At 36.4% G+C, this 22,885-nt stretch carries 18 protein-coding genes; 16 read left to right on the top strand and 2 right to left on the bottom strand.

Annotated features, from left to right (window positions below; genetic code table 11):
* The first annotated feature begins 145 nt into the window (after nucleotides 1-145).
* The 11 genes from ilvC (at nucleotide 146) to yihA (ending at nucleotide 15,398) form a co-directional block, all read left to right on the top strand.
* Nucleotides 146-1,168: a ketol-acid reductoisomerase gene (gene ilvC / locus BKP35_RS14550; protein ID WP_071314079.1), complete on the top strand. Its 1,023-nt coding sequence runs from the start codon at nucleotides 146-148 to the stop codon at nucleotides 1,166-1,168.
* Nucleotides 1,155-2,702, top strand: coding sequence for a 2-isopropylmalate synthase (locus BKP35_RS14545; protein ID WP_071314078.1), 1,548 nt, complete (start codon nucleotides 1,155-1,157; stop codon nucleotides 2,700-2,702). The genes ilvC and BKP35_RS14545 overlap by 14 nt, the downstream gene beginning before the upstream one ends.
* 20 nt (nucleotides 2,703-2,722) lie before the next feature.
* Nucleotides 2,723-3,811 carry a 3-isopropylmalate dehydrogenase gene (gene leuB, locus BKP35_RS14540; RefSeq protein WP_071314128.1) on the top strand — a complete coding sequence of 363 codons (1,089 nt, stop codon included), beginning with the start codon at nucleotides 2,723-2,725 and terminating at the stop codon, nucleotides 3,809-3,811.
* 109 nt (nucleotides 3,812-3,920) lie between these two features.
* Nucleotides 3,921-5,336 (top strand): 3-isopropylmalate dehydratase large subunit, encoded by a 1,416-nt coding sequence (gene leuC / locus BKP35_RS14535; RefSeq protein ID WP_071314077.1) that lies wholly within the window; start codon nucleotides 3,921-3,923, stop codon nucleotides 5,334-5,336.
* Nucleotides 5,337-5,365: 29 nt separating this feature from the next.
* The gene (gene leuD / locus BKP35_RS14530) at nucleotides 5,366-5,953 is read left to right on the top strand and encodes a 3-isopropylmalate dehydratase small subunit (RefSeq protein WP_071314076.1); all 588 of its coding nucleotides are present in this window, start codon (nucleotides 5,366-5,368) and stop codon (nucleotides 5,951-5,953) included.
* A 203-nt stretch (nucleotides 5,954-6,156) separates the two neighbouring features.
* On the top strand, nucleotides 6,157-7,176 hold the full coding sequence (locus BKP35_RS14525) for a tetratricopeptide repeat protein (RefSeq protein ID WP_071314075.1): 1,020 nt from the start codon (nucleotides 6,157-6,159) through the stop codon (nucleotides 7,174-7,176).
* A gap of 219 nt (nucleotides 7,177-7,395) precedes the next feature.
* A complete protein-coding gene (gene tig, locus BKP35_RS14520; RefSeq protein ID WP_071314074.1) occupies nucleotides 7,396-8,691 on the top strand; it encodes a trigger factor in 1,296 nt (431 codons plus the stop codon).
* 337 nt (nucleotides 8,692-9,028) lie between these two features.
* Complete coding sequence (gene clpX, locus BKP35_RS14515; protein WP_071314073.1) at nucleotides 9,029-10,297, top strand: ATP-dependent protease ATP-binding subunit ClpX; 1,269 nt, start codon at nucleotides 9,029-9,031, stop codon at nucleotides 10,295-10,297.
* A 218-nt stretch (nucleotides 10,298-10,515) separates the two neighbouring features.
* Nucleotides 10,516-12,198 (top strand): ATP-dependent protease LonB, encoded by a 1,683-nt coding sequence (gene lonB, locus BKP35_RS14510; protein WP_071314072.1) that lies wholly within the window; start codon nucleotides 10,516-10,518, stop codon nucleotides 12,196-12,198.
* A gap of 282 nt (nucleotides 12,199-12,480) precedes the next feature.
* A complete protein-coding gene (gene lon / locus BKP35_RS14505) occupies nucleotides 12,481-14,805 on the top strand; it encodes an endopeptidase La (RefSeq protein WP_071314071.1) in 2,325 nt (774 codons plus the stop codon).
* The gene (gene yihA, locus BKP35_RS14500) at nucleotides 14,802-15,398 is read left to right on the top strand and encodes a ribosome biogenesis GTP-binding protein YihA/YsxC (RefSeq protein WP_071314070.1); all 597 of its coding nucleotides are present in this window, start codon (nucleotides 14,802-14,804) and stop codon (nucleotides 15,396-15,398) included. Before lon ends, yihA begins: the two co-directional genes overlap by 4 nt.
* Before the next feature lie 123 nt (nucleotides 15,399-15,521).
* Here yihA and BKP35_RS14495 read toward each other — a convergent pair whose 3' ends face one another.
* The gene (locus BKP35_RS14495; RefSeq protein ID WP_071314069.1) at nucleotides 15,522-16,400 is read right to left on the bottom strand and encodes a DUF4309 domain-containing protein; all 879 of its coding nucleotides are present in this window, start codon (nucleotides 16,398-16,400) and stop codon (nucleotides 15,522-15,524) included.
* Between the two features lie 479 nt (nucleotides 16,401-16,879).
* Nucleotides 16,880-17,356 (bottom strand): LiaI-LiaF-like domain-containing protein, encoded by a 477-nt coding sequence (locus BKP35_RS14490; protein WP_071314068.1) that lies wholly within the window; start codon nucleotides 17,354-17,356, stop codon nucleotides 16,880-16,882.
* Between the two features lie 366 nt (nucleotides 17,357-17,722).
* Between BKP35_RS14490 and hemA the strand changes: the two genes are divergently transcribed.
* The 5 genes from hemA (at nucleotide 17,723) to hemB (ending at nucleotide 22,840) form a co-directional block, all read left to right on the top strand.
* On the top strand, nucleotides 17,723-19,096 hold the full coding sequence (hemA, locus tag BKP35_RS14485) for a glutamyl-tRNA reductase (RefSeq protein ID WP_071314067.1): 1,374 nt from the start codon (nucleotides 17,723-17,725) through the stop codon (nucleotides 19,094-19,096).
* Between the two features lie 16 nt (nucleotides 19,097-19,112).
* Nucleotides 19,113-19,931 (top strand): cytochrome C assembly family protein, encoded by an 819-nt coding sequence (locus tag BKP35_RS14480; protein ID WP_071314066.1) that lies wholly within the window; start codon nucleotides 19,113-19,115, stop codon nucleotides 19,929-19,931.
* Nucleotides 19,932-20,155: 224 nt separating this feature from the next.
* Nucleotides 20,156-21,088 carry a hydroxymethylbilane synthase gene (hemC, locus tag BKP35_RS14475; RefSeq protein ID WP_071314065.1) on the top strand — a complete coding sequence of 311 codons (933 nt, stop codon included), beginning with the start codon at nucleotides 20,156-20,158 and terminating at the stop codon, nucleotides 21,086-21,088.
* Nucleotides 21,088-21,864, top strand: coding sequence for a uroporphyrinogen-III synthase (locus BKP35_RS14470; RefSeq protein ID WP_071314064.1), 777 nt, complete (start codon nucleotides 21,088-21,090; stop codon nucleotides 21,862-21,864). Before hemC ends, BKP35_RS14470 begins: the two co-directional genes overlap by 1 nt.
* A 4-nt stretch (nucleotides 21,865-21,868) precedes the next feature.
* The gene (gene hemB, locus BKP35_RS14465) at nucleotides 21,869-22,840 is read left to right on the top strand and encodes a porphobilinogen synthase (protein WP_071314063.1); all 972 of its coding nucleotides are present in this window, start codon (nucleotides 21,869-21,871) and stop codon (nucleotides 22,838-22,840) included.
* Nucleotides 22,841-22,885: the final 45 nt, after the last annotated feature.

The following is a 22,885-nucleotide window of genomic DNA, read 5'->3' as shown; positions in this document are numbered from 1 at the left end:
TGGGTAGGTAGTTGGAAGGTGGAAAGCTGAAAAGTTGGAATGTGGAATGTCGAATGTCGTTAGTTAGGTAAGTGGTATTGAATTTCGACTAGTATTTACCAATTTTAAATTTTAAATTCTAAATTAATTAAGGAGATGTTTTAAAATGGCAAAAGTATATTATAACGGTGATGTTAATGAGGCAGTATTACAAGGGAAAAAGGTAGCGGTTATTGGATATGGATCACAAGGTCATGCACACGCATTAAATTTAAAAGAAAGTGGCGTAGAAGTTGTAGTTGGTTTACGTCAAGGCGGTTCTTGGGATAAAGCAGTTAATGACGGACACACAGTTTTATCAGTAAGTGAAGCGGCAGAGCAAGCAGATGTAATTATGGTTCTTTTACCAGATGAGTACCAACCGAAAATTTATAAAGAGGAAATTGAACCAAGTTTAACAGCAGGAAAAGCGCTCGTTTTTGCTCATGGATTTAACGTTCATTTTAGTCAAATCGTACCGCCAGCTGATGTCGATGTATTCTTAGTTGCACCAAAAGGTCCTGGTCATTTAGTACGTAGAACATATACTGAAGGTGCTGGAGTACCTGGTTTAATCGCAGTTTATCAAGATGCGACAGGTAATGCTAAAGAAACTGCTCTTGCTTATGCAAAACAAATTGGCTCTGCCCGTGCAGGCGTACTTGAGACAACATTCCAAGAAGAAACAGAAACAGATCTATTCGGTGAGCAAGCGGTCCTTTGTGGTGGAACATCAGCACTAGTAAAAGCAGGTTTTGAAACATTAGTAGAGGCAGGATATCAACCTGAAGTTGCTTACTTCGAGTGTTTACATGAGTTAAAACTAATCGTTGACTTAATGTATGAAAGTGGATTAGAAGGAATGCGCTATTCTATTTCTGATACAGCACAATGGGGGGACTTCGTTTCAGGTCCACGTGTAGTAACTGACGAAACAAAAAAAGTGATGAAAGATATTTTAACAGATATTCAGACAGGGAAGTTTGCTAAAGGTTGGATCTTAGAAAACCAAGCAAATCGTCCTGAGTTTAATGCTATTAATGCTAGAGAAAAGCAACATCCAATTGAAGTGGTAGGAAAAGAGCTTCGCGAAATGATGCCATTCGTAAAACCAAAATCAAAGGGCGTGGTCACAAGTGCGAAAAATTAATGTCTTTGATACGACATTAAGAGATGGCGAACAGTCAGCAGGAGTTAACTTAAACTTTGAAGAGAAGCTTGAAATTGCTAGACAATTAGAGCGTTTAAAAGTAGATATTATTGAAGCGGGTTTTCCCGCTTCCTCCCAAGGGGATTTCCGCTCAGTTAAAGCAATTTCTGATACGATTAAAGGTAGTTCTGTCACAGGTTTATCACGTTCCGTGCAAAGTGATATTGATACGACATGGGAAGCTCTAAAAGGCGGTGTCGATCCAAGGTTACACGTTTTTATTGCTACATCACCAATTCATATGACACATAAATTAAAGAAAACTCCTGATCAAGTGGTCGAGACTGCAGTTCAATCCGTCAAATATGCAGCTAAATATTTTCCACACATTCAATGGTCTGCTGAAGATGCATGTAGATCCGACTTAAATTTTTTAGTCAGAATTATTGAGCAAGTCATTGATGCTGGTGCTTCGGTCATCAACATTCCTGATACAGTTGGGTATATTACTCCGCATGAGATTGGTCATGTATTTTCTTATTTGAAGGAGAATGTTCGTAATATAGACCGAGCGATTTTATCTACTCATTGTCACGATGATTTAGGAATGGCGGTTGCTAATTCTTTATCAGCGATTGAACATGGAGCAGGTCAAGTCGAATGTACGATTAATGGGATTGGTGAGAGAGCAGGAAACGCTTCTTTAGAAGAAATTGCTGTTGCCTTAAAAATTCGTGGTGACCATTATAATGCTGAAACACAGCTGAAGTTAAACGAAATTAAAAGAACGAGTTCTCTTGTTAGTAAATTGACAGGGATGGTTATTCCAAATAATAAAGCGGTCGTTGGTGCTAATGCATTTGCCCATGAATCTGGTATTCACCAAGACGGCGTTCTAAAAGAAAAAACGACGTACGAAATTATTACGCCTGAGCTTGTTGGTGTTTCTTCGAATCGAATGGTTCTTGGGAAACATTCTGGGCGCCATGCATTTAAAGATAAAATTCAAGAGTTAGGCTATAATGTTAGTGATGAAGAATTAAACCGACTTTTTGTAGCGTTTAAAGATTTAGCCGACAAAAAGAAAGAGATTACAGAGGATGATCTTTTTGCAATTTTAACGGAAGAAAGAGTCGCTAGTGCTGTTGCTTATTATAAAGTAGAACAATTACAAGTGAATTACGGTACAAATAATATCCCAACGGCAACGATTACGATGAATACACCAGATGGAGAGCAACTACAAGAGGCTGCCACAGGGTCTGGAAGTGTAGAAGCGATTTATAACACGTTAGAGCGTATGCTTGCTTCTCCAGTGAAGCTTTTAGATTATCGAATTCAATCAGTAAGTGGGGGTAGGGATGCACTTGCTGAAGTATATGTAAAAATTAGATTTCAAGATGTTGAAAAAAGTGGGCGTGGAACGGCTCATGACGTCCTAGAAGCTTCTGCTAAAGCTTATATTAATGCCGTAAATCGAATTTTAAATAAAATAACTAAAGAAGAAAAGGTGTCAGAAAAGGTCCATTTGTAGTAAAAGAGGGAGCGATGATGATGAATAAAACGATCACAGTAATTCCCGGGGACGGAATTGGCCCTGAGGTAATTCAATCAGCGATTAAAGTTTTAGATACCGTTGCAAGTAATTTTAATCATCAATTTAAATACCAATATGCAAAATTAGGAGGAGTAGCCATCGATGAAGATGGCACTCCACTTCCACAAGAAACGGTGGATCTTTCAAAAAAGAGCGATGGTGTTTTGCTAGGGGCTGTAGGTGGTCCGAAATGGGATACGTTACCAGGGCATATGCGCCCAGAAAAAGGCTTACTAGGTATTCGTAAAGCGTTGAATTTATATGCGAATTTACGTCCTGTTACTGCTTACAAAGCGCTCATTGATGCTTCAACCTTAAAAAGAGAAGTTGTTGAAGATGTGGATTTAATGATTGTTCGTGAATTGACAGGAGGCCTTTACTTTGGAGAGCCTAGCGAGCGTCGAACTGAAGCCGACGGAGAGGCCGTAGTTGACACTCTATATTATAAAAAATCTGAAATTGAAAGAATCGTAAGACAAGCTTTTGAATTAGCTCGGTTACGTCGTAAGAAAGTTACTTCTGTAGACAAAGCGAACGTTCTCGAATCTAGTAGACTATGGCGTGAAGTCGCTGAAGCGATTGGAAAAGAGTATCCTGATATTGAACTAGAACATATGCTTGTTGATAATGCAGCTATGCAGTTGATTCGAAACCCTAAGCAGTTTGATGTTGTGGTCACAGAAAATATGTTTGGCGATATTTTAAGTGATGAAGCTTCAATGCTTACAGGTTCATTAGGAATGTTACCATCTGCAAGTGTTAGTGGAGATGGTCCAGGTCTTTACGAACCAATTCACGGTTCTGCCCCTGATATTGCCGGACAAAATAAAGCCAATCCATTAGCAACAATTTCGTCAGTAGCTATGCTACTTCGCTATTCTTTCGAAATGATTGAGGAGGCAGATGCAGTTGATCAAGCGGTGACAGAAGTTTTAGAAGCGGGCTACCGCACAGGGGACATTGCCCAACAAGGAGAGCAAGTCCTTACAACAGAAGAAATGACTGAAAAAGTGATCGAACGAATACAGTTAGTAGTAACGAATTAAAGTTAAGAATTTTGAGTTGAAGTTCAAAAGATTGTATTTGCCATGCTTCGAAGCTTTTGCTAAATAACTCAACACTCAAAACTCAAAACTGATTTAGGGAGAGGATTAGATGACAAAGAAAACAATCATCGAAAAGATTTGGGAAAAACATACCGTTGCAAGTGAACCTGGTAAGCCTTCCCTTTTATATATTGATCTTCATATGGTGCATGAAGTTACTTCCCCTCAAGCTTTTGAGGGACTACGCTTAAAAGGAAGAAAGGTTCGCCGTCCTGAATTAACGTTTGCAACAATGGATCACAATGTTCCAACGGTAGATCGCTATGTGATCAAAGATGAAATTGCTAAAAAGCAGATGGATACATTGTCTGATAACTGTCGTCAATTTGGGGTGAAGGTTGCCGATTTAAATAGCCCTGATAGCGGTATCGTTCACGTCATTGGACCAGAATTAGGGTTAACTCAACCGGGAAAAACGATCGTGTGTGGTGATAGCCATACATCAACTCACGGAGCTTTTGGAGCTTTAGCATTTGGAATTGGCACAAGTGAAGTTGAACATGTTCTAAGCACACAAACATTATGGCAATCAAAGCCAAAAACGCTCAAAGTTCATGTAAAGGGTGATCTCCCTTTAGGAGTTACTGCAAAGGACGTAATTTTAGCCATCATTGCTAAGTTTGGTGTTAATTTTGGAACAGGCTCTATTATCGAATTTACAGGTGAAGCAATTCGTAATATGACAATGGAAGAACGAATGACCGTATGTAATATGAGCATTGAAGCAGGGGCGAAAGCAGGTTTAATTAGCCCGGATGAAACTACTTTTGAATACTTAAGAGGAAGACAATATGCTCCAGAAGGAGAAGAATTTGAAAAAGCAGTTGAACAATGGAGCGCTTTAGCCACAGATGAAGGTGCTACGTATGACCGTACAGTTGAAATTGAAGCGAGTGAAATCGAACCTCAAGTAACGTGGGGGACGAATCCTTCACAAGGTATTGGCATTAACGGGGTTGTCCCAAATCCGAATGATTGTGAAAATGCAGCTGATAAAATAGCTATTGAGCAAGCACTAGACTATATGGGACTCACTCCTGGTACTTCTATTTCTGATGTTGAGGTTCAACACGTTTTTATCGGTTCGTGTACAAACTCTCGAATGAGTGATTTAAGAGCTGCCGCCCAAGTAGCCAAAGGAAGAAAAGTTGCCCCTGGTGTTAGAGCAATGGTTGTTCCTGGTTCGCAAAAAATAAAATTACAAGCTGAAGCAGAAGGATTAGATCAAGTGTTTTTAGAAGCGGGCTTTGAATGGCGTGAGTCTGGATGCAGTATGTGTTTAAGTATGAATCCTGATTTTGTTCCAGAAGGTGAGCGTTGTGCTTCTACATCTAACCGGAATTTTGAGGGACGTCAAGGAAAAGGGGCACGTACTCACTTAGTTAGCCCGGCGATGGCAGCAGCAGCGGCAGTGAAAGGTAAATTTACTGATGTACGTATATTTAATGAAGCAACTGTAAAATAGAAACTTTATGATTGAAGGGAGTTACTAATATGGCTGGGATGGTAGTTCATAAAGGAAATGTAGCAGCTATGAACCGTGTAAATGTAGATACGGACCAAATTATACCAAAGCAATTTTTAAAACGAATTGAGCGCACAGGGTTTGGACAATTTTTATTTTTTGACTGGCGTTTTAATGCAGATGGAACAGACAATGAAAAATTCGAACTTAATCAACCACATAATAACAATGCTTCTATTTTAGTAGCGAATCAAAACTTCGGATGTGGCTCATCTAGGGAACATGCTCCGTGGGCTTTGCAAGACTATGGATTTCAAGTCATTATTGCTCCGAACTTTGCTGATATCTTTTATAACAATTGTGTTAAAAATGGCATTTTAGCAATTCAGTTACCGGAGGAAAAAGTTAACGAACTCCTTGAAAAGGCTGACGAAGGAGTGTATGAATTAACAGTTGATCTTAAGCAACAAAACATATCCGATGATCAAGGATTCACAGCCGAGTTTACGATAGATCCGTATTGGAAAGAAATGCTCTTAAACGGTTGGGATGAAGTTTCAGTCACACTAAAATATGAAGAAGCTATTACTAATTTCGAAAAACAAAGAGCACTTTAATATTAAGAAGGAGGCAGACGTTTTTGTTTGCCTCTTTGTTTTTAGTTTGTATGTTGGTTTGTTGGATAGTTAGTTGGAAAGGAAGAACTGACTTTTAACGATGTTTGTTTTTTATTACAGCAAGGGGGTTTCGTTGTATTTCATTTTTGGGAATGGTAAACTTATATGAAAAAGTGAGTGATATATAGAGTGGAGCGTTAATTATGAATGAGGAACAAAAAAATAATAAGGAAAAAGTAGTTTTGTTTCCTGGAGTTGTGGAAAAGCTTGTAACTAAGGGAATGGATGCGTTAAAGGGAAAAAACTTTTCAGATGCACATTCTTATTTTGACCAGTCGCTACAGATTGAGCCAGATCATCCACAAGCAAGATTCGGGTTAGCTCTAAGCCTTATTGAGCAAAGTAGGTTAGAAGAAGCCAAAGAAATTACTGAAAAAATGCTTAAGGAAGACATTGGAAACTACTTTGATATTTTACAAGTACATATTTCATTGTTAGTACAGCTTGGGCAATATAACGAAGTAGTTGTGATGCTTGAAGGGATCATGGAGGAAGAAAAACTTCCGGCAAATTTAGCAGAGTCACTTTACCACTTATTACATTTTAGTCGACAAATGGTCGATGGTGAAACGAAAATTGAAATGGACGATGAAGCAAAGAAACCACCAAATGAGCTTTTACATATGTTAAATTATGGTTCTCCTGATAAGCAATGGTTAGCCATTCAAATGTTAGGGAAAATGCCTACTCACGTTTTTGTTGACTCGATAAAAGAATTTTTACTTAATGATGAAAACGATCCAGTTTTAAAAAGTATTATTCTACAGTTATTGAAAGAAAAAAATGTAGAGGAACAAATGGAAGTACATAAGTTTGGTAAGAAATATAAGGTTAACATTTTAAATTTAGAAGATGTTTTTCATGAAAAGTTCGGTAAGAATACGTTGGAGCTAGTAGCAAATAAACTTGAAAGTCAAAATCCAAGTTTATATGAAGCGGCGAGTCAAGTTTGGTGGCATTATTTATTTGCCCTTTACCCTATTTCACCTGAACCATTAAATCCGTCTATATGGGCTGCAGCACTACATAAAACAGCAGTACAACTCTTCGGGCTTGAAGATGATGTTCTCGAGATAGCCAGTGAATATAATGTAGATTTTGACGAAATGTTATCTTGCGCTGATACAATCATTAAAATAGAACAAGAAGCTTTTAAGAGTTAATGTTAATTTACAAATCACAATTTAAAATTTTGAATTTATGCATTTAAGAATTTTAATTTTAAATTTTAAATTTTAAATTAAGAAGCAGCTAATTTCTTACAGTTGAAATGATATAGCTGTATGTTATAATGAAATGGTTGTAAAAGTTCGAATATCATATACTTATATTGGACATAACACAAAATACTTAATAATGAAAATGTTGGAGGGAAAGAATAAATGACTGCAAAATGGGAAAAGTTAGAAGGAAACCAAGGCGTACTTACAATTGAAGTAGACGCTGAAAAAGTAAACGAAGCTTTAGATCAAGCTTTCAAAAAAGTAGTAGGAAAAGTGAATGTACCTGGATTCCGTAAAGGGAAAATACCTCGTGCTATGTTTGAGCAACGTTTCGGTGTTGAATCGTTATACCAAGATGCATTAGATATTTTACTTCCAAATGCTTATGCTAGTGCAATCGAAGAAACAAACATTGATCCAGTTGATCGTCCAGAAATCGACGTAGAACAAATGGAAAAAGGACAAACTTTAATTGTTAAAGCTACTGTTACTGTAAAGCCAGAAGTACAACTTGGTGAATATAAAGGTTTAGAAATTGAAGAGATGGAAACAACTGTTACAGACGAAGATGTTGAATTAGAGTTAAAACAACTTCAAGAAAAGCATGCAGATTTAGTGGTTGTTGAAGATGGAGCTATTGAAAATGGTGACACTGCAGTAATCGACTTTGAAGGCTTTGTAGATGGAACACCATTTGAAGGTGGGAAAGCTGAAAACTACTCTTTAGAAATTGGTTCTGGTTCATTCATTCCTGGTTTCGAAGAGCAGTTAATTGGACTTAAGTCAGCAGATACTAAGGACGTTGAAGTAAGTTTCCCAGAAGAATACCATGCTCCTGAGCTAGCTGGAAAACCGGCTGTATTTAAAGTGACGGTTCACGACATTAAGCGTAAGCAACTTCCTGAGCTTGACGATGAGTTCGCTAAAGACGTAAATGAAGAAGTTGAAACGTTAGATGAGTTAAGAAAAGAACTTAAAGATAAAATGATCCAAGACAAAGAAACTGAAGCAGATCATAATAAACGTGACACTTTAGTAGAGAAAGCTGCTGAAAATGCTACAATCGATATTCCAGAAGCAATGATCACAACTGAAGTAGATCGCATGCTAGAAGAATTCGGTCAACGCCTTCAAGCGCAAGGAATGAGCCTAGATATGTATTACCAATTCTCTGGTTCAGACGAGAATGGCATGCGCGAACAATTTAAGGCTGATGCTGAAAAAAGAGTTCGAATTAACTTAACTCTTGAAGCGATCGCTCAAACAGAGGGACTTGAAGTAACAGAAGAAGAAGTAGACGCTGAACTAGAGAAAATGGCTGAACTTTATAAGCGTTCTGTAGATGAGCTTAAGCAAATCTTAGCGATGCAAGGTGGCACTGATGCGATGAAAGGCGACCTAAAAGTTCGTAAAGCTGTAGATTTTCTTGTAGATAATAGTAAAGTTGTAGCATAATAATTAATAATGACAAGGCGCGATGTATTCGTGCCTTGTTTTATACTAACTTGTACTAAAATCGGAATGAAAATCTTTGTTAGAAAAAAGGAAAAAGTGAGGTGGAAATTGAACTAAATACATATACTTATTTTATACTTGGAGATTTGATGCTTGGAGTTCATCAATGATTTGAGTAAAAAGGTTATTTTTACCTATATCAAAAGTGATAAGTGCTTCTATTAACGCTTATTACTCTAGATGTGTTAAAATGCAATACATAATAAAGAAAAGTTAAGCTTTTCTCAGGTAAGCACGATCTAAACATATAGAACAATCTTAGAGGGGTGAAAATTTTATGTTTAAATTTAATGACGAGAAAGGTCAGCTGAAATGCTCCTTTTGTGGTAAAACTCAAGATCAAGTAAGAAAGCTTGTGGCAGGCCCAGGCGTATATATATGTGATGAGTGTATCGAGTTATGCACGGAAATTGTTGAAGAAGAACTAGGAACAGAAGAGGAAGTAGATTTCCAAGATATTCCTAAACCGAAAGAGATCCGAGAAATATTAGATGATTATGTGATCGGTCAAGAACAAGCTAAAAAGACATTATCAGTAGCGGTATATAACCACTATAAACGAGTAAATTCTGCACAGAAAACTGATGAAGTTGAGCTTGCAAAAAGTAATATTTGTATGATTGGTCCTACAGGAAGTGGTAAAACACTTTTAGCACAAACGATGGCTCGTATTTTGAACGTACCATTTGCTATTGCTGATGCGACTAGTTTAACCGAAGCTGGTTACGTTGGTGAGGACGTCGAAAACATTCTTTTAAAATTAATTCAAGCAGCAGATTATGATGTTGAAAAAGCCGAAAAAGGTATTATATACATCGATGAAATTGATAAAGTAGCACGTAAATCTGAAAACCCATCAATCACTCGTGATGTATCAGGTGAAGGCGTCCAGCAAGCATTGTTAAAAATTCTTGAAGGAACGACTGCAAGTGTTCCGCCACAAGGTGGTAGAAAACATCCACATCAAGAATTTATCCAAATCGATACGACGAACATTTTATTTATTTGTGGTGGTGCCTTTGATGGTATCGAACAAATCATTAAACGTCGATTAGGAAAAAAAGTAATTGGGTTCGGCTCAGAAGGAAAACAAGAAGATTTAAAACCAGGAGAATACTTAGCAAAAGTATTGCCTGAAGATTTACTTCGCTTCGGTTTAATTCCTGAGTTTATCGGCCGTTTACCGGTTATTTCGAGCTTGCAACCGCTTGATGAGGATGCGTTAATTGAAATTTTAACAAAACCTAAAAATGCATTAGTTAAGCAATATGTAAAGTTATTGGAGCTTGATGAAGTTGAATTAAACTTTACTGATGAATCGTTAGTAGAGATTGCTAAGCAAGCAATCGAACGTAAAACAGGAGCACGTGGCTTGCGTTCAATTATTGAAGGTATGATGCTCGATGTAATGTTTGAATTACCTTCACGTGAAGATATTGCTAAATGTACAATTACTCCTGAAGTGGTGACGGATAAAGCATCACCAGTTCTTGAAACAAAAGACGGTGAGGTTATAAAGCAACCAGTACCTAAGGAAAGTGCATAATATAATTTAAAAGGCTGTCCGATGAGTGTAAGTAGTTCGGTTTTGTAGAGGAACTTAGAAATAAGATACGAATTAGCATATCAAGTGAATTGGTATGCTTTTTTCGTTGCTTCCGCTTTTCTAATAACAATTATTCCCTTCTTATTTTTTGAAGATTACTCCATTCATTACCGGAGATACTAAAGCATACATCTTGAAAATAAGTAGGAGGGTACTTCATGAATTGGACAGGCATAGCATTGTTAATTCAATTATTTTTTGGGATAATTATTGGCCTTTACTTTTGGAATTTGTTAAAAGGACAAAGGTCTCAACGGGTTTCTGTAGATAAAGAATCAAGAAAAGAGTTAGAGCAGTTAAGAAGGATGAGATCGATCAAACTTAGTGAACCTTTATCTGAAAAAGTAAGACCGGCAAACTTCGATGAAATCGTCGGACAAGAAGATGGGATACGTTCATTGAGAGCTGCTTTATGTGGACCTAACCCGCAACATATTATTGTTTATGGTCCTCCTGGAGTAGGTAAAACTGCAGCTGCAAGGTTAGTTCTTGAAGAGGCTAAGAAAAATGCTTCATCACCTTTCAGGGTTTCCAGTGTTTTTGTAGAGCTAGACGCAACGACAGCTAGGTTCGATGAGCGAGGGATAGCTGACCCACTTATCGGCTCGGTTCATGATCCGATATACCAAGGTGCTGGAGCTATGGGGCAAGCTGGAATTCCACAGCCGAAACATGGGGCAGTTACGAAGGCTCACGGTGGGGTATTATTTATCGATGAAATCGGTGAACTTCACCCTATTCAATTTAATAAGTTGTTAAAAGTGCTTGAAGATCGCAAAGTGTACTTAGAAAGTGCCTATTATAGTGAAGAAAATACACAAATACCATCACATATTCATGATATTTTTAAAAATGGCTTACCTGCCGATTTTCGTTTAATTGGTGCAACAACAAGAAATCCAGAAGAAATACCACCGGCTATCCGCTCTCGTTGTTTAGAAGTGTATTTTCGCGCGCTAACACCTAAAGAAATCATTACAGTCGCGAAAAAGGCGGTTGCTAAAATTCATTTTGAATATGAAGATGGGGTACTTGATCTTATATCGAGGTACGCAACAAATGGTCGTGAAGCGGTAAATATCGTTCAAATCGCATCAGGAATTGCGACGGGAGAAAATAGAGAGTTGATAAAAGTTGCAGATGTAGAGTGGGTGATACATTCTAGTCAAAGATCTCCAAGGCCAGAAAAGAAAGTTCATGAAAAACCACAAGTTGGCTTAGTTAATGGACTTGCAGTGTATGGTCCTAACTCAGGAGCAATTATTGAAATTGAAGTAACTGCTTATGAGAATAAAGGTCAAGGAAAAATTAATATTACCGGTATCGCAGAAGAAGAGAGCACTGGTGATAGAGTTCGTTCGATTCGAAGAAAAAGTATGGCAAAAGGTTCAATAGAAAATGTCGCCACGGTCTTAAAGCAGATGGGCGTTGCAACTGACGATTACGACATTCATGTTAACTTTCCAGGAGGAATACCGATCGATGGTCCGTCAGCAGGTATCTCGATGGCCACTGCAATTTACTCAGCCATTCACCAATTTAAAGTTGACAATACGTTAGCAATGACAGGTGAATTAAGTATTCACGGCACTGTAAAGCCAATTGGTGGCGTTGTCGCTAAAGTAGAAGCTGCAAAACAAGCTGGTGCTAAACGAGTGATTGTTCCGAAAGAGAACTACCAATTTATTTTTAATGAACAAACTGAAATTGAAGTAATTGCAGTTGAAACACTTCAAGAAGTATTTGATCTATCGTTTGTATCAGAACAAAGTATTAGTGACGATGAAGTGATCCCTGCTAGTGCGATTAATCATATTGGAAACGAACCAACTCCAGTATAATATCATCGGACTGTCTCACATTTATATCAACCTTTGCGTACTTGAATAAATGCAAAATAACATTATGAAACAAGGTGAAGTATAGCGGTTGCATTTTATGAGGCAGTCCTTTAATGTTTTGATTTAATCCAATTAATTTCGGTTATTCTAATAAATGTAGGTTATTTCGTTCTCTCCAATATTTAAGTAAATTACTAATAATTAGACAAAGCTTGTACGATAAGATAAAATTGTACAAGATTAACGTTTTTAAACGATGGTGTTGTACGGAGGTGTATACATATGACAGATAAAAATAAAATTGTGATTCCGCTTTTACCACTTAGAGGATTACTCGTTTATCCTACAATGGTGCTTCATTTAGATGTAGGTCGTAATAAATCGGTTCAAGCTTTAGAGAAAGTTATGGTGAATGATCATAAAATTTTTCTAGCTACGCAAAAGGAAATAGCGATTGATGAACCGACAGAAGAGGAAATTTATCCAATTGGAACATTAGCAAAAGTAAAACAAATGTTAAAACTTCCTAACGGAACGATTCGAGTTCTAGTTGAAGGCTTGCAACGTGCAAAAGTAGAAGACTTTTTGAGTAATGAAGAATACTTCGAAGTAGAGATGACGCTCATTGAAGATGAAGAAGCAAATGATGCAGAAGAACAAGCATTAATGCGTAACGTCCTTGTTCAATTTGATCAATATATTAAGCTTTCAAAAAAAATATCAGCAGAAACGTTAGCTTCAGTTGCTGATATTGTTGAACCTGGGCGCTTAGCAGATGTGGTAGCTTCTCATCTACCATTAAAAATTGTTCAAAAACAAGAAATTCTTGAAACGATTTCAGTAAAAGGCCGTTTAAGTAAACTTATTGAAATTTTGAACAATGAAAAAGAAGTATTAGGATTAGAGAAAAAAATTGGTCAACGTGTGAAAAAGTCTATGGAACGCACACAAAAAGAATATTATTTACGCGAACAAATGAAAGCGATCCAGAAAGAATTAGGCGATAAAGAAGGAAAAGAAGGAGAGATTCTACAATTTAAGGAACGAATTGAAGAAGCCGAGATGCCCGAATCCATTGAAGAAAAAGCGTATAAAGAACTTGATCGCTATGAAAAAATGCCAGCAACTTCCGCGGAAAGCTCTGTCATTCGAAATTATTTAGAGTGGTTGATTAACCTTCCTTGGAACACAGAAACAACCGATGTCTTAGATATTAAACGAACTGAAAATATTTTAAATGAAGACCACTACGGTTTAGAAAAAGTGAAAGAACGAGTATTAGAATATTTAGCGGTTCAACAGTTAACGAATGAATTAAAAGGACCGATCCTTTGCTTAGCAGGACCTCCAGGTGTCGGGAAAACTTCACTAGCAAGGTCAATCGCAAGGTCATTAGAGCGGAAATTCGTTCGGATTTCCTTAGGTGGTGTTCGTGATGAAGCAGAAATTCGCGGTCATCGCCGTACTTATGTTGGTGCTATGCCAGGGCGTATCATTCAAGGAATGAAAAAAGCAGGTTCGATTAACCCTGTATTTTTATTAGACGAAATTGATAAAATGGCTAATGATTTTCGTGGAGATCCATCATCAGCACTGTTAGAAGTACTAGACCCAGAACAAAATAATACTTTTAGTGATCATTTCATTGAAGAACCATACGATTTATCGAAAGTTATGTTTGTAACTACCGCTAATAATGTAGGCACAATCCCAGGCCCATTATTAGATCGAATGGAAATTATTCATATTCCTGGCTATACTGAGGTAGAAAAACTTCATATAGCGACAGATTATTTATTACCGAGGCAAATGAAGGATCACGGTCTAGATAAAGGGAAAATGCAAGTAAAAGAGGAAGCAATGATTAAAGTTATCCGCTACTATACACGTGAAGCAGGTGTCAGAAACTTAGAACGACAGATGGCAACTCTTTGCCGTAAAGCAGCGAAGATTATTGTATCTGGTGAGAAAAAACGTGTCATTGTAACGAATAATACGGTAGAACAAATGTTAGGAAAGCCGAAATTCAGATACGGGATTGCAGAAGAAGTAGATCAAGTCGGAGCAGCAACTGGGTTAGCCTATACATCCGCAGGTGGGGATACGTTAGCGATTGAAGTGTCACTTTCACCAGGAAAAGGGAAGTTAACGTTAACAGGTAAGTTAGGCGATGTCATGAAAGAGTCGGCTCAAGCTGCTTTTAGTTATATCCGTTCACGGTCAGAGGAACTTAATATTGACCCTACTTTCCATGAGACGAATGATATTCATATTCACGTACCAGAAGGAGCAACTCCAAAAGATGGACCTTCTGCAGGGATTACAATGGCAACAGCGCTTATTTCTGCTTTAACAGGGCGCCCGGTTCGTAAAGAGGTAGGAATGACTGGCGAGATTACGTTAAGAGGTCGAGTACTTCCAATCGGTGGACTGAAAGAAAAATCAATGAGTGCTCATCGTGCCGGCTTAAAGATCATTATTTTACCGAAAGACAACGAAAAAGATATTGATGACATTCCAGAAAGTGTTCGTCAAGATTTAACGTTTGTTCCGGTGTCACATTTAGATGAAGTATTAAAGCATGCTTTAGTAGGAGAGAAGAAATGAAAGTAACACAAAGTGATATTGTAATTAGTGCTGTAAAACCTGAGCAGTATCCACAGACTGGCTTCCCAGAGGTTGCCTTAGCTGGACGCTCTAATGTAGGTAAATCATCTTTTATTAACAAGATGATTAATCGAAAGAATTTAGCAAGAACCTCATCAAAGCCCGGAAAGACACAAACGCTAAATTTTTATGTTATTAATGAAATGATGTATTTCGTCGATGTCCCAGGCTATGGCTTTGCGAAAGTTCCTAAGAGCGAACGAGACGCTTGGGGAAGAATGATTGAAACTTATATTACAACCCGTGATACATTAAAAGCGGTCATCTTGCTTATAGACATTCGTCATGACCCTACAAAAGATGATATTACGATGTATGAGTGGTTAAAACATATGGGTAAACCAGTAATTATCATTGCAACAAAAGCCGATAAAATTCCTAAAGGGAAATTACAAAAGCATGAGAAAGCAATCAAGGAAAAATTAAACAAAGACCCTAACGATCCTATCGTTATTTTTTCTTCTGAAACAGCTTTTGGTAAAGAAAAAGCGTGGAGTACGATTGAATCATATTTAAAAAGGACTGTCGAATAAAGCGGCTGTCTCATAAGTGTCTGACACCATGCAGAACTTAGTAAATATAGAAGTATAAATTTATTATCAGTCTATATTTGCTGCCTAACGGTGTCTGACACTTTTTTGATTCCTTTTTCCCCTTTATTTTTTATTCAACCAAATGTTCACAACTTTATCGTTTTCACTAACTGCTTCAAAGGAAAGTGTATATTGTTCAAATTCATATGAGTAAAAAACAGCATTGTATTTTTCAAAATGATCGATGGATGTCGGCGCACCTAGGATGATCGGAACTTCCTCTAATGTTGTTTTAATACGATTTCCAGGCATACTAATGGATACTACTTTTTTACTATCGTCTAAAATAAAGCTGATATCATTGTAAACATAATGAGTTCCGCCGTTATACCAATCCGAAATGGTTGGTGGACCTTGTATTGTTATTAAATCATCTTTAGTTGTACCAATTGAAATATTTGAATTGTACATATATCCATTCTCAGCCTTTTGTAAAAAGTCTTTTTCTAACAAAAGGTCATTGTAGCTTAAAAAAAAGCTATTTTTTTCCTTCCACAGTTCATAATAGTATTGACCGATCTTGTTACCGTGCGCCATCTTATCATCATTATAATGAGTAACATCGATAATGTTGACTCCACTTTTGTCATTGATCCACGTATAAAAATTAGTACTAATTAGTTCTCCATCTTCTGTTGTCTCCAAAACTATAGACTGAAAGATACCGTCTTTAATTTCTTTGGCATTGTTTTTGAGTATTACTTCTAAAGAAGTATTTTGATGAGGTTGTATTGCCTCCTGTGATCTGTCGTCCTCGTTAATATTAGTAGTTAGACTTACATTCTTAACTTTATAATCTGCACTAGCTATAGCTTTAGATGTAACTGAAGAAACAACTAGTTGTTCTCTAGCGAGATTGTCTAATAAAATGCCATCCATAGTTTCGGAATTACATGCAAAAATAAATAAACTTAAGATAATAGGTAATATCATTTGTTTCATAACAGGACTCCTTTTAATAAGATAAGAAATAAGACGAAATAGAGAAAAATTGATATTGTAACTATTTTGAGGACATACCAACGTGATTGTAGATCACCGAAGCGCGAACTTAGCCTCTCTATAAGTGTTAAATTCTCTAGTAAAAAAGAAAATCCCTATAAGAAATTGGAAAAACTTTCCGACTTTATCTATGAAAAACCTACATAATTTAAGTGAAGATAAGTGAATTTTAGAAGATTATATCTTTTTAATACGAATTAATGTGAAGGAAATGATGAAAGATGTAGAAGGGGTGTGAATTTTGTTTTGAGTTTTGAGTTGCACTTGTGAATTTTTCACAATACCCAATTTAATATATGTGTTGTCATTGGTATTACATCTCATTACAAAGAGTGTTAAAAAAATGGAGTAAGAATCTTTGCTTGATTCTTACCCCGATAAATTGATTGATTCGTGTTAACTAGTACAAAGCTGCTAAATTATTTTTTAAAAAACAGTAAATATATACCAGCAATGATGAGTGCGATCGGCCAAAAGCTATCAACGTACGAATAAAATGAGCCGAATAGGTCTATAAACCCATTGTAGAAAAAAGCGATTAAAGATATAAGCAATAATATGATCCCGGGAATAAGCCCATCTTTTTTCGTCTTACTGTAGCGAAAAAGAAATGCGAATCCGATAATCATAGTGAACATCGCCCAATGAGTTGGCCAAGAGGCGAAAAGTTGAAGACCGTGAAAATGAATGCCTAATCCTACTAATAATACTCCAGTGAAAATAGAATGATAATCTTTTCCTATGTAGGCTTGGAACAAAAATGCTAAACCGATAATTAGTAAAATGGAAGGCCAAGTAAATATATTATTTATATAAGGAATGTTATAGTTTTGCAAAAGAAAGATTAACCCGACACCTATTAATAAAACACCAGGAAAAATTCCTTGTCGTTTCATGCTCATCACCTCGAAATAAATGTTTTCTTTTCCTAAAATCAAACCATAATCGAAGTGATTTGACAACAGTTTTACTAAGTTTTTTTATTAATTCATTGGACTGGAGAACAAATCTTTTATTATAAATTGTGTCGAATTCATGTTAAAATAGATGAATGAAAGTAACATTAGTACGAGATGCTACTATATAACTCTCTTCGCAATTTAAATGAAATTTAATTTATTTATATCGATTTTTCACAGTCTTTTCACTCTATGTTCACAATATTTTTTTGGGACAGGCTGTTGCCATGTTATAATAATTTTTAAGATAATGAATTTGCGCATAGGCGGATCTTCAAACCATTTTTGGGGGTGAATTAAAGCGTGCACATCCTAGTTACTAGTTTAAATTATAAATCAACGCCTGTTGAAATTCGTGAAAAGTTCACTTTCCAAGGGGAAGAATTAACTTGTGCGATACAGCAGCTCATAAATACGAAAAGCATCTTAGAAGGTGTAATTGTTTCTACTTGTAACCGTACAGAAATATATGCTGTCGTTGATCAGTTACACACTGGTAAATACTATATGAAAATGTTTTTGTCGGAATGGTTTGACCTTCCTATTGATGATTTTGCTGAGTGTTTAGATATATATGAAAATGATCGTGCGATTGAACATTTATTAAGAGTTACTTGTGGTTTAAATTCAATGGTCGTCGGTGAAACACAAATTTTAGGTCAAATTAAAGATAGTTTCTTATTTGCACAAGAACAAAAGACGACTGGGACGGTTTTTAATCAATTGTTTAAGCAAGCTGTTACACTTGCAAAACGCGCGCACTCTGAAACATCCATCGGGGAAAATGCGGTGTCTGTTAGTTATGCTGCCGTTGAACTTGGTAAGAAAATTTTTGGGGATTTCAGAAATAAGCACGTCCTTATTTTTGGTGCAGGTAAAATGAGTGAGCTTACCGGTAAACACCTTCATGCCAACGGTGTCGGAAAGGTAACAGTGATTAATCGAACGATGTCAAAAGCGATTGAGCTTGCAGATAAGTTTTTAGGAAATGCTAGACCGTTAAATGAATTGACAGAGGCTTTAGTTGATGCAGACATTTTAATAAGTTCTACTGGTGCCAAAGACTACGTTGTCACAAAAGGTATGGTTGCTTCAATTATTAAAAAACGTAAAGGGCGTCCGCTATTTATGGTTGATATCGCCGTACCACGTGATATTGACCCAGCCTTAACTGATTTAGAAAGTGTATATTTATATGATATCGATGATTTAGAAGGAATTGTAGCTGCTAACCTTGATGAGCGTAAGCGTGAAGCAGAAAAGATTGAAATCATGATTGACCATGAAATGGCTGAATTCAAAAGTTGGTTAAATACGTTAGGAGTGGTTCCAATCATTTCTTCATTACGTTCAAAAGCACTTACTGTTCAGGAAGAAACAATGGCTAGTCTTGAACGAAAACTACCTAATCTTTCAGATCGTGAAAAGAAAGTTTTAAGTAAGCATATGAAAAGTATCGTAAATCAACTTTTACGTGATCCAATAATTGCTGCTAAAGAAATTGCAGCAGAGCCTAATTCTGAAGAAACACTAGAATTGTTTACAAGAATATTTGCCCTTGAAAATGAAGCTGTAGATGAAAAAGAGGCCTGTAGCCAAATTAAAGGGAAAGAAAAGGTGAAAGAAAAAGCAAGTAAAGCAGTTACTTTAGCTAAAGATGCTGTAGTTCGCTCCTAAGAGAGGAGTTTTGACGATGTTAAATGTAGTATATATAACAACAATAATTTTTTATTGTTTAAGTGTGTTAGGTTATTTTATTGATTTCTTACACAACAACCAGAAGGTTAATCGTATCTCCTTCTGGTTGCTTTCTATTGTTTGGGTTCTTCAATCTGTTTTTTTTATACTTAGAATGTTCGAATTTAATCGTTTTCCTGTAGTGACTTCTTTTGAAGGGTTGTTCTTCTTCGCTTGGATTATTGTAAGTGTATCTTTAGTCATCAATTGGTTTTTTAAAGTAGATCTCTTTGTATTTTTTACGAATATTTTCGGCTTTGCAATTATGACTTTTAGTATCTTTACGCCATCAGGAGACATTCCTCCAGCATTGCAAGAGTTACTAATTTTTGAACTTTTATTTATTCATGTGACTCTCATATTATTATCCTATGGAGCATTTACATTCGCCTTTATATTTTCGATTATGTATTATTACCAGCACCAAATGTTAAAGAAAAAGAAATTTGGGAAACGACTATTTCGGTTTGGCGACTTATCCAAGTCTGAGCATCTAGCTTTTATGTTCACTATGCTTGGCTTTCCACTCTTGTTAATGGGGCTTATTCTAGGATTTATTTGGGCAGCGTTGTCATTAGGGTATGTACCTTGGTTTGATATTAAAATTGTTCTGTCCATAATCGTTTTAGTAGTATATGGATTTTATTTATATAAAAGAGTTGTTAAAGAGATACGTGGTTATTCGTTAGTATTATTGAATATTGCCGGGTTTCTACTAATTCTAATCAATTATTTTTTACCAAATGCACTTTCAACATTTCATTTATGGAACTAGATTAATTTAAAATGTAAAATTTATAATTTAGAATTATTGTTTGTAATGCTACGAAGTGTTGCTCTCAATGATTTAAAATTTAACATTCATTTTTGGAAGTAGATTAATTTAAAATGTAGAATTCACAATTTAGGATTATTGTTAGTAATGCTACGAAGCAATGCCCTCAATAATTTTAAATTTTACATTTTAAATTGTAAATTACAAAAACACGGGGGTTTACAATGAGAAAAATTATCGTAGGTTCTAGAAAAAGTAATTTAGCACTAACTCAAACAAATTGGGTGATTGAACAGTTAAAGAAATTTGGTGGCCCATTTGAATTTGAAGTGAAGAAAATTGTTACTAAAGGTGATCAAATTTTAAACGTAACGCTATCGAAAGTTGGCGGAAAAGGTTTATTCGTAAAAGAAATCGAGCAAGCAATGTTAAATAAAGAAATAGATATGGCGGTTCATAGTATGAAAGATATGCCTGCTGTACTTCAAGACGGATTAACGATTGGTTGTGTACCAAAACGTGTAGATCCTCGTGACGCCTTTATTTCTAATAACGGTAAAGGATTAATGGAATTAGAAGCAGGTTCGGTTATTGGTACGAGTAGTTTAAGACGTTCAGCTCAAGTTTTAGCCAAACGCCCAGATTTAGAAGTTAAATGGATCCGTGGGAATATCGATACGAGACTTCAAAAATGTAGAGATGGCGAATTTGATGCGATTATTCTTGCTGCAGCAGGACTAGAGCGTGTAGGCTGGAGTTCTGAAGTTGTTACTGAATATTTAGCATCAGATTTATGTGTTCCTGCAGTAGGGCAAGGGGCATTAGGGATTGAATGTCGTTCTGATGACGCTGAACTAAATGAGCTCCTTTCAAAACTTACGGACGAAGTTACAAAGCGTTGTGTAACAGCAGAGCGCGCCTTCTTACACAAAATTGAAGGTGGTTGTCAAGTGCCAATTGCAGGTTACGCTGAGTTAAAAGAAAATGGAGAAATCGTTTTAGTTGGTCTTGTTGGCTCACCAGATGGTAAAACGATTTTACATGAAACATTGGTAGGAGAAGATGCACAAAGCTTAGGTGAAGAGTTAGCTGTAAAGTTACTTGAAAAGGGTGCTAAGGAAATTTTAGATGCTGTGAAAGAAGACTTAGAAAAATAATGGTTCTTCACGGAAAACGAATATTAGTGACGAGGGCAAAGGCACAAGCCTCTGCTCTCTCATTAAAAATAAAGGAACTCGGTGGTATTCCTATAGAAATGCCGTTAATCACTTGTAAAGAAATATCCGATAAAACAGCGATTAACTACTTTCTTTCATCATTACATACATATGATTGGTTAGTCTTTACGAGTAAAAACGGTATAGACTTTTTTTTTCAAGAATTAACTAACTTAAATGGTAGCATCGTATTACCTTCTTCATGTAAAATAGCAGTTGTTGGGAAAAAGACCGAAGAAGTATTAATTAGCTATGAAATAAAAGCTGATCTCATTCCTGAATACTATGTTGCCGAAAGCTTACTAGAAAGCTTACTTAAAGTTGTTAAAAAGGGTGAGAAAGTTTTAATTCCAAGAGGTAATTTAGCTAGAAATGTGATCCCGGAAGGATTGCGCAACCAAAATATTGATGTCACCGATCTAGATGTGTATGAAACAGTCGTAGAAAAAAACTCAAAAGAGCAGTTATATAATTTCATTAAATATGAAAAAATTGATATAGTTACTTTTACGAGTTCATCAACGGTAGATAATTTTGTTCAATTACTAGAAGGAACTGATTGGAGAAACTATATAGGAAAAATTATGTTTGCCTCAATTGGTCCAATTACTACAGAAACTATGTTAAAACACGAGTTACCCGTACATACCGAGCCGAAAAATTATACGATTGACGATATGCTTCGGAGTATCGCGGACAAGCTAAAGGAGGAATAAATGAATGTTGGAATTTAAAAGACACCGTCGTTTACGTAATACTGCTAAATTACGCTCAATGGTAAGAGAAACGGTATTACACAAAGAAGATCTTATTTATCCTATTTTCGTAAAAGAAGGCGAAAATATTAAAAGTGAAGTTCCTTCAATGCCAGGAGTTTTTCAAATCTCTTTAGACTTATTAGAAGAAGAAATTAAAACGGTTACAGATTTAGGAATTGTCTCTGTCATCGTTTTTGGTGTACCTAAGGATAAAGATGATGTTGGGACAAGTGCTTATTGTGAAAACGGAATTGTTCAACAAGCGATCAAAAAAATTAAAGCGGTCAATAATGAATTAGTTGTTATTGCCGATACATGCTTGTGTCAATTCACTGACCATGGGCATTGTGGTGTGATCGAAGATGGAATCATCTTAAATGATCCTACTTTAGAGTTATTAGCGAAAACTGCGGTCTCACAAGCAAAGGCTGGGGCTGATATTATTGCTCCTTCAAACATGATGGATGGATTTGTAGCAGCAATTCGTCAAGGACTAGATGAAGCTGGCTATACAGATATTCCGATCATGTCTTATGCGGTTAAATATGCATCAGCATTTTACGGACCATTCCGTGACGCAGCTCATAGTGCACCTTCATTTGGTGACCGTAAAACGTATCAAATGGATCCAGCTAATCGACTAGAATCACTTCGTGAAGCCGAAAGTGATGTGTTAGAAGGGGCTGACTTTTTAATCGTTAAGCCTGCATTATCATATTTAGATGTCATTCGTGAAGTGAAAGATAACTTCTCTTACCCAGTCGTTGCTTATAACGTAAGTGGTGAATATTCAATGATAAAAGGTGCAAGCTTAAATGGATGGATTGACGAGCGTGCCGTCGTCATGGAAAAACTAACAAGCATGAAACGCGCCGGTGCCGATCTAATAATCACATACTTCGCCAAAGACGTTGCAAAATGGTTAAGTGAATAACAAGAAGTTTTGAGTAGAGAGTGTTGAGTGTTGAGTTTGTTTCGT

Origin of the sequence: Anaerobacillus arseniciselenatis (assembly GCF_001865995.1) — a bacterium.
GTDB lineage: Bacteria > Bacillota > Bacilli > Bacillales > Anaerobacillaceae > Anaerobacillus > Anaerobacillus arseniciselenatis.
The sequence above is the reverse complement of the archived record's forward strand: the minus strand, read 5'-3'. Positions and strand labels throughout refer to the sequence as shown.